Here is a 13,278-nt window from a genome sequence, read left to right as displayed (position 1 = left end):
TTCCTTATTATTCCAACATTGTATGCTATAGTATGGGCAAGGTTCATCAAGGAGATTCACATTTCATGACGCTCATTAAAATTGTAAGCGCTATATAAGGAGATGCCCTATGAAACGAGATTTGTTTTTTACATTGAATACGTTAGCGACCCAGCGTGGCGGTTTATCAAAAGCCGTCATTAAACGAGCGAATGCGATCATCGCGGCTGATCCGGAGCGAAACGTGACGCTCGTGACGTTAGGGATTCAACCGAATCTTGAAACGATTCGTCAAGAGATGGTCGAGGCACAGTTGCTTGATCCTCGCATCCAAGTCGTCAACGTCATCAATTTTTTAGCACGTCGCCAGGCAGACAAACGGTCCGTCGTCTCTTCGAAAGCCGAATTGATTCCACGCTGGGAAAAGCGGTATACGTTATTCCTCGACGCAAGTCGCGCCGAAAAAGATTCGTATCGGTTGTTCGACAATGGTACATACGTCCAGTACGCCCGGTTTGATACTAACGGTCAGCTTAGCTTCATCGATTATTTTTCAGAGAATCGTCATCGCCTGCGCCGCGAAGAATATCTGGATAACGGGCAGTTGGTACAGACGATCCAGTATTCGTTTACGTCGAACAAGCCGGTCTCTCGTTCCTTCTTCCACAGTGATGGAACATGTTATTTGACGATTTGGCACAAAATCAACTCAGCGGACTGGAGTCATCTGTTTTATTTCGAAGCCGGTCAGGAAAGACAGTTCAATGATCCGGCAACCTTTAATACGTTCGTCTTGAACAAACTGTTAGGTCAGCATGAGGCGGTCCTGATCTCGTCCGAATACCGGGATCGTCTTGCCAACCTACCGAAAAAGAATTTAGACGCAGTCATCTTGGACATCAAGCATCCGAATATCAAAAAAATTGCCTTCGGACACAGCAATCACTTCGTCTCCCCCTTCAACGAGACGGCAACGGTCAGCGGTGTCTGGGATACGTTATTCGGTCGCATCGACGAGTGGGATCGAGTCATCACGGCAACCCCTCGGCAACAAGCACATATGACCGATCAGTTCGGTCATCCGGAGACGTTCCATGCGATTCCACACGGTGTCGGTGCGGTGCCGGAAGCGGATTATACGGTTCTTCCTGAACCTGATCCAAATCGGTTCATCGTCGTCTCGCGCATCCAAATCAAAAAGGATGTCGCTGCCAGTATCCGTGTCATGCGAAAGATCGTCGACCAGCATCCGAATGCTTTCCTTGATTTCTATGGCTTCGGTTACAACGATCAGCTCGAAAAGGATCTCCACGCGTTGATCAAGGAACTGTCACTGACGAAACAAATCCGGTTCAACGGATTCATCACGAACATTCAAGACGCCTATCATGGTGCCATCGCGACGATCTTCACGTCACAATCCGAAGGGTTCGGGATGGCGATCCTTGAGAGCATGGGGCACGGTGTTCCGGTCATCGCCTACGATATCTGTTATGGTCCGCGTGAAATCATCGCCCACGGGACGACCGGTTATATCGTTCCACCCGGTGACACGTCAGCTTTTGCAGCAGCAGCAATCCGCTTGATGGAGCAGCCGGCTCTACGCCGTCAAATGGGAGAAGCCGCCCTGCACTCGATCAATCGGTTTTCTGATGATAACTTTACGACAAACTGGCTAACGCTTTTAAGTGAGCTCGACTAATCGGTTATTGACCTTCTCCTCTGTGAGAAGGTTTTTTCGTCTATCCACCAAAGTCCGTATTGTTTTTCAAATTTTGGGATGTTTTAGCTATTGATTGTGATAGAATGCTAATGGAAGATAACGCTTTCATAAAATATCACCTAGTAGGAGGTCCCTTGATTCCATGCTGTTTAAATCTGTTCTCCGGGTGCTCCAATTCGGGCACACTGTACTTCCGAAGAAACCAAAGAAACTTAAACGATCGGCGTTAAAAGAGTCATTACAGATTCAGTCCTCGCCGACAGACTATACGCTATCCGGTCAATTGAACGATCCGTTGCTGACGATCACGTCCTTACTCATTCGCGATCGATTGCAAGAGACGGTCCTTGAAGTGCCGAATCAACAGCACGATCATCGCTTCTCTTTCCAACTGCCGCATACGCTCGCCTCTCAGCTGAGTCAACATGCTGCACAGATGCAGGATGCGGATGTTCCGACCGTCGAAGAGGACGGTCTCGCTGAGATCGAGTCTGTCGAAGCCGATCAAGAGACTGCCTATCCAGTCGGTCGTTTTTCACTCTGGCTGACGTTTACGAAAAAAGTCGAACACCTCACACCAGAACAATTACACAAATGGGAGTCTGACGGCTTACCGAGTCATGCTACGCTCGACGCGTCCGTCTTCACCCGCCAGATTCTGCTAGGACGTTTCGTTGACACGCAGATTCCTGCGCCGCTCGTGCCATTGATGGATGAGACGTTCAACGAATTCGTCCAGCTGTATACCGATCTAAAAGGCAACCTGCGACTGTTGTTGAATAAAGAACCGCAGACGAAGCCGAAGATTCAAATCGATGCGGTCCGTAATGAGACGAAAGCGACGACGGTCATCAGCGGAAAAGCCTTTACGCGTCACGCGTTCATCAAGACGGGACGGTTGCTCCTCGTGCACCGGGAAAGTGGCAATCAAGTCCCGGTCCCAATCGATTGGTTGTACCAAAATGAAACAAGTGCGAAAAAATTCGGATTGTATCGTTATCACTACACGGCGACAATCCACTGGTCACAACTCTATCAAGCAGCGCAATTACAAGAAGGGGTTTATGACGCCTTCGTCGCACTCGACTTCTATCACCGGTCGGAACCAAAATTACACCGTCTCGGTCGCGCCCGGTACATCACGCGTCAACTGACACCGGAAGCGTTAGGGAAAGATGATACGTCGACGATGCACATCATCCCGTACTACACGGTCGGTCACCGGAATCTATCGTTTGAGATGACCGAGTTTACGAATGAAAATTACGCCTATCTGAATCATCTGATGACGTTCGCCCCGCTCTACCGGCTGTTTGCCGAGAAGAACACGTGGCTCGTCGGAGAACGTCCCTATAAAGCGCAGGACAACGGATATCACTTCTTCAAGTATATGCGCGAGACCTATCCGGAGCGACCGGTCTATTACGTCATCGATCCGACGTCGAACGAATACGCGCAAGTCGCTCCGCTCGGAAACGTCTTGCCGATCAAATCGAAGGAACACATCTATCACTCGTTGATGGCGAAGAAGGTCATCGGGACACATCATGCGGAATACTTGTATCCGCTCCGGTCCGAACCGTTCAAGCGGAAGATGCGGGCGGATCGTGTCTTCATCCAACACGGGGTTCTCGGAACGAAGAACATGAATGACCAGTACGGCAAGTTTGCCGCTGCCTTCGATACGGATCTGTTCCTCGTCAGTTCCGAGCGTGAGAAACGACTCGTCACACAAGACATGGGCTACGCTGAGCGAGAGGTCAAAATCACCGGTTTGTCTCGTTTTGATGCCCTCTTGAACGACGACGTCCCAGTCAAACGTCAGATGCTCGTCATTCCGACGTGGCGCTCGTGGCTACAGACGCCACTCCAGTTCTTCGAATCGGAATATTATCAGCAGTACCAAGCGTTCCTATCGAGTGAGCGTCTGCATGCATACGCAAAACAACATCGTCTCGAGATCGTCCTTTGCCTGCACCCGAACATGCAGCAATACTCGAGTCACTTCGAGAACTTACCGATCACGGTCATCCATCAGGGCGAACGTGATGTCCAAGGGTTGTTAAAAGAGAGCCTCTTGCTCGTCACCGACTACTCGAGTGTCGCCTTTGACTTCAGTTTCTTGAAGCGACCGGTCCATTACCTGCATTTCGACCCGAAACGCTTCATCGGTCCGCTCGGTTCGTATCTCGATCTCGAGAACGAATTACCGGGTCGGATTTCAAAGACGATCGATGACTTGTTCGAGGATCTCGATGCGACAGCACGCCGTCATTTTGAGATGGATGACGAATTCAAACGCCGCGCTGACGTCTTCCTGACGAAAACAGATACGACCTATTCCGATCAGGTCTATCAAACGATCGCGAACTATACGAAACAGACGAGTCTTTTAGAGAAGATTCAGACGAACGAAGCGGCGAACATCCTCTTTAAGATCTATCGTCGTAGCCGGTTCTACTTCCCGACGATGAAGGCAGGATATCGACTCATGCAACGCGTCTTACCTGTCGACCCGAAGCTCGTCGTCTTCGAAAGCGGTCTCGGTAAACATTACGCGGACAGCCCGCGTTACATTTACGAAGAACTGAAGAACCAAGCACTCGGCTATAAAGTCGTCTGGATCTATAACAAAAAGCTCTATCTGAGTGATCCGAATGCAAAAGTCGTCAAACGCCTGTCTCCCGCCTACTTCTATTACATGGCAACGGCGAAGTTCTGGGTCAACAATCAGAACTTCCCGCACTACATGACGCGGCGGAAAGAGACGACGTACATCCAGACGTGGCACGGCACACCGCTGAAGAAGATGTTGTTTGACTTAGATGAGATCCATGGACGGGATGAAGGCTACGTCGAACGAGTGACGAATTCGATTTCGCAATGGAGCGTCCTCTTGTCTCCGAGTCCTTACGCGACGAACATCTTTAGAAGTGCGTTCCAGTACGATGGACCTGTCGTCGAATCTGGTTATCCGCGAAATGACCTCTTCTTTACGTCGAATGATGAAGCAACGATCGAGCGGATTCGGACGCAGTTGCAACTGCCGGAAGGCAAAAAAGTCATCTTGTATGCACCGACCTTCCGCGATCATCAATCGCTTGGCAAAGGAAAGTTCTACTTCGACTATCCGTTTGATTTCGACCGGGTCGCGGAAGCGTTAGGCGATGAGTATGTCTTCTTGATTCGGACGCACGTGCTCGTCACGAAAAAGCCGAAGATTCCGGCACAGCACCGGGAACAATTCATTGACGTGACGGCCTATCCGGATATTCAGGAACTGTATTTGATCACGGATCTGCTGATCACGGACTATTCCTCTGTCTTCTTCGACTTCGCGAACATGAATCGACTGATGATGTTCTATGCGTATGACCTTGACCTCTATCGGGACACGCTACGCGGATTCTATCTCGATTACTACAACGATCTTCCGGGACCCATCTTAGAGACGGAAGAGGCTTTGCTTCACGCCTTATCGGACATTCCGCGTCTGAAGAAAATGTATCAAGCGCAACTCGATACGTTCCGTGCGACGTACGGTCCGATGGAGGACGGCTTCGCCGCTTCCCGCGTCGTCGATGCGTACTTCGGGACGAATCCACAGGTTCGCACTGAAGCACTCGAATTACGTGAGCAACCGGACGGCAGTTATTCCGTTTAATTGTTTCAATCTGTTGAATAAACGCTCCCTCTCAAAACAGACGGTTTCATTCTTTCAACCGTTTATTTTGAAGGGAGTTTTTCTGTGTTTTCGTTCAGCCCTTCTGCATGGTTCACACGTTAAGTCATGCTAAGAATAGGAAAACGGCTTGAGTCCAGTAGAATTCAGGACTCAAGCCGTTTTAATTGTGTTGCTTATTCGTTTGACGTAAAAATCGAGCATTTACGTAGTCGATCGGATGTTATCAGCTGTTGACCTCAATGGTATCTTGAATAATGTAGTAGAGAAAATCGGAGAACGATTTGAATGCATCACGATCATCATAGTCTTCTTCCGGTACGTTCACTTCTCGATACACTACTTTAGGCTCACCATTCACTACATTTTTGAAATCAAGACACGCATAAAATTCCTCAAGGTCGTCAAAATAGACAGCTACTAGATGTTTTGAAAGAGCATGCTCAAATTCTGTTGGATGATACAATTCGAGATTCGTTTTTACTAATTCATCATTGAACATCGTAAAAAACTGGTTGTCTCCAAAGATACCCCCTCCGAATTCTTTCATGAATGTCATGTAACTTTCAGGTAAGGTGACGTTTAACTCTTTTTCAATCACCTCGACTTCAGCATCCGAAATCCCTTCTCCGAACTCAGATAACTCTGGATGTGCATGGATCAACGCTTTTGCTTCGGAATACACATCCTTATGCTCCGTCTTGATCGCACTCACTTTTTCAATCGTAGTAGAAGATTCGTCCTCTGTATCCTCTAAATACGTTGACACGGCACTATCACACACTTCAAATAATCTTTCTGTGAAGGAGTCTGCATAATATGGTTCATCACTTGGGTAAAAACATACTTTTGCCTCTTGATCATTGTAGGTCAAGGCTTGTAAGTCCAGACAAATGAGCGACGAACTAAAGTCTTCCATTTGTATTCCGATTAAATGTGAAGGAACTTCACTTTGAGATTTGCTACGGAGTTCCTCGTTATATTTTTCAAGTCTAAATACAAGATCTAACTGGTTGTTTGATGGACTGATTCCCCAGATCTCTTCATCATGCGTAGCCAAATAACTGAACTGTTTTAGAAATTCTTTGTACATTGGCGGAAACGTGACCTGAAGACGATGTTCGACTTCAAGAATCTCATTTTTCGTTGACCCATTCCCCACTCTGAAAGCTTGTGGGTATTTTTCGATTAGTTTTAAGCACCGATTAAACTTTGCCTTAATATTTGCCATGGTTTCTTTCATTGCCTCCTCGTTAAGCTTCACGACACGCTTTATTTTTTATTAGTTCGTGTTAGCTGTTGTACTCGCTAATTTGTCCGCGAGCACTTCGTCGAGCTTTTTCTTGAACATCGGAGCAAAGCTTTCCGCATACGTATTCGTCATATGGCTATTGTCACGATAGATGACGACATTGCCGATGACAGGACGGTACTCACCTTTGACATGGAAGTAACGAGTCAAATCCAGCTTATGAAGCGACTGGTTCGTTTTTTCGAACTGTTTCCAGTATGCTTCATCCGTCTGATTTGGTTGTGTATTCATCTGTTTTGTCGTGTCCGCGATGCTTGTCGTCTCGAGCGCCTCGAGCACGTTGAAATCATACCGTGGATTATCCCGGAGTGCTAGACCATCGATTCCATACTCGTCCTTGACGAACTGCATCTGGTCGACCATTTGTTGATGGATGCTGTCTTTTGAAGCATCCGCTGCAGTCACGTGTGAGATGATCAAATCAACATCGGCATCCTTCAAGTAGTTCAAGACGTTCTGGTTCCAGATCCCTTTTAAGGAGTCCGGTTCATAGCCGGTCGAAAACCGTGTTCCTGACCGCGTCAGATTGAGTAAACGGATGTCCGTTCCTTTGATTGCTTCATGTAATGCACCGAACCATTGCTCCGAGTGCGAGCTCCCGACGAGCGCGATCGTTGCTTTATAATCCTTCGTCTTCCCGTATTCACCGACTTTTGCTTCCGTCTTCTGCAGCCCTTGGTTGCTTCCATCCGTATGGACGAGCGGTAAGTCATTGAAGACGTTCGCATAAGACGGGAACGGATCTTGCTTTGGTACAGTCAGTGCCTGTTCGATCGCTAAGGCACCCGGATATTTGTTTTTGCTAACAGCTTGTTTTAGCTCTTGTTCCTCCATATAAGCGAGTCCGAGTAAGGATCCAATCAACAAAACGTTGACCGTCAACAGTGCACCTAGCTTCTTGAACGCCGTCCGATTGACAGTCGAAGTCCGAATCGGTTTTTCAACCCATTCCGTCATCAAGTAGGATAGACCGATCGATGCGACGATGATCAGTGTCCCGACGAGCAGACCGGGCGTTTGTTGCACGTTGTAGCGATAAAACTCAAGTAACACCCAGTGCCAAAGGTAAATCCCAAACGCGATCCCGCCGAGTTTGACCATCGGCTTTGATCCGAGGAATCGTTTTAATCCAAATCGTGTCTCTTGCGTTCCTGATAACACGATCATCAAGGCGCACGTCATCGGCCAGAGTGCGATATAGCCAGGGAACATTTGCGAGACGTTAAACAGAACACCAGTCGTCAGCAAGCCAATCAGACCGACCCAGCCGATGATCGTCGCTATCCACTTCGGAACACGAATCGCCGATAAGTTCACACATAACAGACTACCTAAGGCAAATTCCCATACCCGCGTCGGCGTAATGAAATACGCCCACGGCTGATTGACTTTTGTCAGGTAGATCGAGTACGCGAGTGACGTGACGAATAGGAATCCCAGCAACCCATTTAAAACGGTTTTAATCGATCGAATCTGATACGTGTTCATCATCCATAAGATGAACGAGAACAAGACGAACCAAATCATATAGAACTGCCACTGGATCGATAGCGCCCAAAAATGTTCAACGGGTGACTTCATCTGGGTCGCGTCCAAGTAATCCGTACTCGAGACGGCGAGTTGCCAGTTTTGATAAAAGAACATCGAGGCGACGACTTCACGAATTGTTTTCCCGAGAATTGATGCCGGTAATAAAAATGTGCTTAGTACTAACACGACGCCTAAGATGAACAAAACGGATGGCAAGAGGCGTTTCAGCAACTTTGTCACGTACGGCAGGAATTTGAACTCCCCTGTCCGGTTGATCGTCGAGATGATCGATGTCGTGATCAAAAAACCTGAGATGACGAAGAAGACATCGACACCTCCAGAGACGCGATTGAACCAAATATGATAGATTGCGACGAGTAAGGCGGCTACCGTGCGTAGCCCTTCGATTTCTGGACGAAACCGGCTTTCGATATCAATCCGTTTCTGACCCGGTTGACCAGATGCTTTCCATTCCTGCATGCTTCTATGTCCCTCCATCTACTTCTACACTTACGAATCCTGACGATTGCAGCGCATTTCTTGTACAGTTCGGTATGTACTCACCATTTTAAGAAAACGTTTCCATTCACTATGATAGAACATATTTCAAAAAATACAATGCTACTGAACTATATTGCCACAAGAAACTTGGAAAATATGTAAAAGAAGTACACCGATGAATGATTACGTTAGAAACTGGTATAAGTAGTCGGCAAAAATCCATTGCATGACTTTTAATTGGTGTATTATAAAGTTAATTCAAAAAATGAGTTTTTGGAGTGATAATAATGGAAGATAAGGAAGAAAAAGTACCTTATTATTTAAGAAGAATCCCCTTCTTTATTATTTCTTATTTATTTGCACCTTTAGCGTACATCTTACTTTTCATCAAATGGCGTACATTAGATTCTTCCGTACGAGATGCACGACTAATTGTCGCATCACTATTTTTACTACTCTTCATCGTTGATTTTTTTCCAACTGGTATTTATCAAAACATCGTACTTGCTACCGCCATCACAGTAGGTTTATTTATTACTTTTGTTGGATTAGGTGGCGGAACAAAATAGCTCGTTAACCGTACACCCGGATTTACGAACATCGCTTTGTTCCGAATCCCATCAATCCATTTCATCTTCTATTTTATATCTCCATTTTACGTGTTCATTATTTGAAGTACTTAAATAAACTATTTACGAGAAAGGATCTTGAGGATGTGGAAGGCACTTTTATTTTCATCCGTCTGGATCGGCATCACGATTCCCCTTGTGTTAGCTATCATCTTTACGGTTTTCGAGTCATTACTTGCTTTTGATACGAGTGGTATCCTTATGTTGATCATGATGGCGATTGGTTCAATCCTTGATCTCTATGTGGCAATTCGCATTTGGACGTGGATTGAACATAAGCTGTACAAACGAAAGCATTATATGTGAAAACGCAGATTGTTCGTTCGATGATGAACGAGATATCTGCGTTTTTTATATGAATCGAACCAAATAATCAGAGAAAATTTTCGTCATGACTTTTGGTGTGTTCTCGATATAAATCCGCATCTGCTCGACGTTTGCCTCGACAGCATCTTCTTCCTTCTCTTCGGTCGGAAAATCGGAGATACCTTTGATGATGATACATTCAACTGCGTTTTTCTGACAGATGTACGCGATAGCTCCCGCTTCCGTATCGGCAATCGTCAACCCGTTATCCCGCAGTTCGATATAGTCGCGCCACATGACGACAGCGCGGTCTGCTGTTCCGATTGTTCCGAGATGAAAGTCATTGCCATACTTCGACACGTCGAGGTCGACGATGAACGAAGGTTTGATGAGGGGTTCGATCTCTTTGACCGTACAATCATATTGAACGGCACGATCTGGCACGATGATGTCGAGTACGTCGTACCTCGGATTAATCCCGGCACACGTTCCAGCAACGATGACCTTCGTCAATGAGAAGCGGAGGATCATATATTGATTCGCTCCGATGCCATTTACTTTTCGAACGCCCGTGCTGTAAAACAGAAGTGTCTTCCCATTCATCTCACGCGTGAAGTATTCACCAAATGGATAAGTGATTCTTTCTTCAGGCGAGACATCAAAATACGCGAGTGTCGCGTCAAACTCCCATGTGGTGGCGATGCTGATTCCGATCATGTCGTATTCATCCTTTCGCTAGAAACTGCTCTATTTTTTAAACTATTTGATTTAATAAAGAATCCTATCGGTTACATTGCTTGTATTTAATCGAAATCACATTTATATTAGTATCTAGTACTAATATCTAATAATAAAAATTTAAGGAAACATTTTTTTACAGGGAGGAATAATTCATGATTACATCTCGTGCCCGTATCACAGCAATAGGCTCATATGTTCCAAATCGCATCATGACAAACCACGACCTGGAGAAATTAGTAGAAACAAATGATGAATGGATACTTCAACGAACAGGGATCAAGGAACGAAGAATTGCAGACCAAAATGAATCGACAAGTGATCTTGCATATCAAGCGGCCATGAATTTGAAACAGCGCTACAATAAGGATTTTCAAGATGTCGATATGATTATTCTCTGTACGATGACGCCGGACTTTACTACACCAAGTACCGCATCTTTGGTTCAAGCAAAACTCGGTATAAAAAATGCCGGTGCAATTGACCTGAACGCCGCTTGTGCAGGATTTACATACGGATTACACTTGGCGAACGGATTAATTTCATCTGGTCTTCATAAAAAAATTCTAGTTATCGGTGCAGAAACACTTTCTAAAATTACTGACTACGCGGATCGAAACACATGCATTTTATTTGGAGACGGTAGTGGAGCTGTTCTTGTGGAACGTGATGAAGTCCAGTCTGACTTTATTTCCTTCTACGTGAACTCGGAAGGAGAAAAAGGATCGAGTCTATACTGCTCAAACCTGTCAAATCAATTGTTCGAAAATCTTATTATTCATAATAATAAAATCGTCCAAAATGGACGAGAGGTATACAAGTGGGCGGTCAGTACGGTTCCTCAAGGAATGAAATATGTAATGAATCAAGCATCTATGACTTTAGATCAAATCGATTGGTTCATTCCGCATAGCGCAAACCTTCGCATGATTCAATCAATCTGTGAAAAAAGTGGTGTTCCCTTTGATAAGACGCTATACAGTCTAGTCAATTACGGCAACACTTCCTCAGCGACCATCCCCTTATCTTTAGATAAAGGTATATCTGAGGGAAAAATCAAAGCGGGAGATATGCTTCTGTTATATGGATTCGGTGGCGGTTTGACACAAGCTGGATTACTGTTGCAATGGCATCTATGAGAAATGAAAGGAGGAAGTACAGGTGCATCGTACTTCCTCCTTTCTCATTAATTCTGAAGACGACGAACAAGAGTAGCAATATCCAGCCATTCATAGGCCTCGTCTTCCACCGTGACATTCCCGAAACGACTCAAACGGAAATCTGAATAACTGCCTCCTAGACGTTTATAAAATGCTCGTCCCGACCGATTCATTTTCATTACCCAAACCATCATTGAAAAGATATCTTCTTTTAAAAAATGCTTGGAAACAGTCAATATCAATTTTTTTCCGATACCTAAACTTTGCGCTTCTGGTAATACATAAAGAGCATATAATTCTCCTTTATGTACTTCATCAATAGTACGAATCTGACCCGCTGCAAAACCAACTATTTTTTCCTTTTCATTTAACACCACATACAGGAATGTACGTTGGGAGGAATCAGCTAAAAACTGTGTCCATTTCCGTTCAGCTTCTTGAACAGAAAGTTGTGCCAAATATGCTTCCGGAACTAACCCAATGTAAGTCGTCTTCCAAGTATCGACGTAAATCATCGATACCGCCTTCATATCATTAGATGTTGCTAAACGAATATTCAAGACCTTCACTCCTACTTGACGTACTACTTTAGCCGTTCATACAATTTACTCGCTTGCATCAATCTCTTTTTGTCGTAAAATCTCCGCAATCTGAAGATGTTCATTATCAAGTGCCGCATCACGTGCCGTTCGCCCATCTTCATTTCTGTGAAGTGGATCGGCTCCATATGAGAGCAGTAAACGGACGACGCGTTCATAGCCGTAGGCGCTCGCTAATGCAAGGACTGCCGTATCCCCATCCGCGACGTTTTCCGCTTCGATGTCAGCTCCTGCCTTTAGAAGCACTTTGACCGCTTTCGGATGATTATTCCCGACTGCGAGGTACAGCGGTGTGAATCCGTCCAGTCCGACGGCATCGACTTCTGCTCCTGCCTCCAGTAACAGTTGGACTTTTTTCGACTTGCCTTCTTGCGCTGCATAATGCAGCGGTGTCACACCTTCCCCGTCATCGGTCCGTTGATGTAACAACTCGACGTTCTGCGCTAGTTTGCGTAAGACTTTTTTATTACCGGACCGCCCCGCTACTAAATGAAGCGCTGAGAAGCCATATTCATTTAAATCAAGATGAGCGCCTCGCTTGATCAAAAGTAACGCAATGTCCGTCTTTTGATCATATAGCGCTATATGCAACGGTGACATCCCGTCTTGATTCGGCAGGTTAACATCCGCACCGTGATCGAGTAACAATTCGACGATCCGTTGGTATCCTTCCTGAATTGCCCAATGAAGTGCCGCAAACCCTTCTTCATCCAGTTCGTTCAGATCGTCACCACGTTCGATGCAGCGCATTACTTGTTTTCGTTTGCCCAAAAAAGCAGCATCTTGGATCGATCGCTTCGTCATGTCTATTCGCCCCTTACCTGTTCCGTCGTTATCTATCTTATTTTACAACAAGGGCATTGAGAAATGCGCAAAAACGACTTTGAGTATACGATGTCTTTTGTACTCAGTTCGGTTCGTCATTCATTACATTTATTTATTTTAAGGAAATCGTTAGAATTAAAAGAAAAATAATCATGATCAGAACACGTATAAACATAGTCAAATTATAATGATTTGACTATGTTTATCTATGCTTGAATGCTTTTAAATACGTTATAATAGCGATAAACATAGTCAAAAAGTGTAAAAATGAATATGTTTAATATAAAATGATCT

Annotated in this window: 10 protein-coding genes; 5 read left to right on the top strand and 5 right to left on the bottom strand. The window is 45.4% G+C overall.

The features are described from left to right. Window positions 1-109 precede the first annotated feature (109 nt). Both L985_RS07240 and L985_RS07235 read left to right on the top strand, forming a co-directional pair. Window positions 110-1,681 carry a glycosyltransferase gene (locus L985_RS07240; protein ID WP_047395744.1) on the top strand — a complete coding sequence of 524 codons (1,572 nt, stop codon included), beginning with the start codon at window positions 110-112 and terminating at the stop codon, window positions 1,679-1,681. 163 nt (window positions 1,682-1,844) lie between these two features. Then, complete coding sequence (locus tag L985_RS07235) at window positions 1,845-5,366, top strand: CDP-glycerol glycerophosphotransferase family protein (RefSeq protein WP_047395756.1); 3,522 nt, start codon at window positions 1,845-1,847, stop codon at window positions 5,364-5,366. 244 nt (window positions 5,367-5,610) lie between these two features. Here L985_RS07235 and L985_RS07230 read toward each other — a convergent pair whose 3' ends face one another. Both L985_RS07230 and L985_RS07225 read right to left on the bottom strand, forming a co-directional pair. Continuing rightward, window positions 5,611-6,627: an SMI1/KNR4 family protein gene (locus L985_RS07230; RefSeq protein ID WP_084642218.1), complete on the bottom strand. Its 1,017-nt coding sequence runs from the start codon at window positions 6,625-6,627 to the stop codon at window positions 5,611-5,613. Window positions 6,628-6,666: 39 nt separating this feature from the next. Then, a complete protein-coding gene (locus tag L985_RS07225; RefSeq protein WP_052169504.1) occupies window positions 6,667-8,706 on the bottom strand; it encodes an acyltransferase family protein in 2,040 nt (679 codons plus the stop codon). A 308-nt stretch (window positions 8,707-9,014) separates the two neighbouring features. Between L985_RS07225 and L985_RS07220 the strand changes: the two genes are divergently transcribed. Both L985_RS07220 and L985_RS07215 read left to right on the top strand, forming a co-directional pair. Beyond that, a complete protein-coding gene (locus L985_RS07220; RefSeq protein WP_047395765.1) occupies window positions 9,015-9,296 on the top strand; it encodes a hypothetical protein in 282 nt (93 codons plus the stop codon). A gap of 144 nt (window positions 9,297-9,440) precedes the next feature. After that, a complete protein-coding gene (locus L985_RS07215; protein ID WP_047395768.1) occupies window positions 9,441-9,662 on the top strand; it encodes a hypothetical protein in 222 nt (73 codons plus the stop codon). Window positions 9,663-9,707: 45 nt separating this feature from the next. On the opposite strand, the gene L985_RS07210 is transcribed toward L985_RS07215, so the two are convergent. Further along, window positions 9,708-10,379, bottom strand: coding sequence for a 5'-methylthioadenosine/S-adenosylhomocysteine nucleosidase family protein (locus L985_RS07210; protein WP_047395775.1), 672 nt, complete (start codon window positions 10,377-10,379; stop codon window positions 9,708-9,710). Window positions 10,380-10,555: 176 nt separating this feature from the next. Here L985_RS07210 and L985_RS07205 point away from each other — a divergent pair, with 176 nt between their 5' ends. Beyond that, complete coding sequence (locus L985_RS07205; protein ID WP_047395777.1) at window positions 10,556-11,539, top strand: ketoacyl-ACP synthase III; 984 nt, start codon at window positions 10,556-10,558, stop codon at window positions 11,537-11,539. Between the two features lie 47 nt (window positions 11,540-11,586). On the opposite strand, the gene L985_RS07200 is transcribed toward L985_RS07205, so the two are convergent. Beyond that, window positions 11,587-12,120 carry a GNAT family N-acetyltransferase gene (locus L985_RS07200; RefSeq protein WP_047395786.1) on the bottom strand — a complete coding sequence of 178 codons (534 nt, stop codon included), beginning with the start codon at window positions 12,118-12,120 and terminating at the stop codon, window positions 11,587-11,589. A gap of 45 nt (window positions 12,121-12,165) precedes the next feature. After that, window positions 12,166-12,963 carry an ankyrin repeat domain-containing protein gene (locus L985_RS07195; protein ID WP_047395790.1) on the bottom strand — a complete coding sequence of 266 codons (798 nt, stop codon included), beginning with the start codon at window positions 12,961-12,963 and terminating at the stop codon, window positions 12,166-12,168. Window positions 12,964-13,278: the final 315 nt, after the last annotated feature.

It is taken from the genome of Exiguobacterium sp. ZWU0009, from assembly GCF_000798935.2.
Classification (GTDB): Bacteria; Bacillota; Bacilli; order Exiguobacteriales; family Exiguobacteriaceae; genus Exiguobacterium_A; species Exiguobacterium_A acetylicum.
This window is presented reverse-complemented; position numbering and strand designations above follow the sequence as displayed.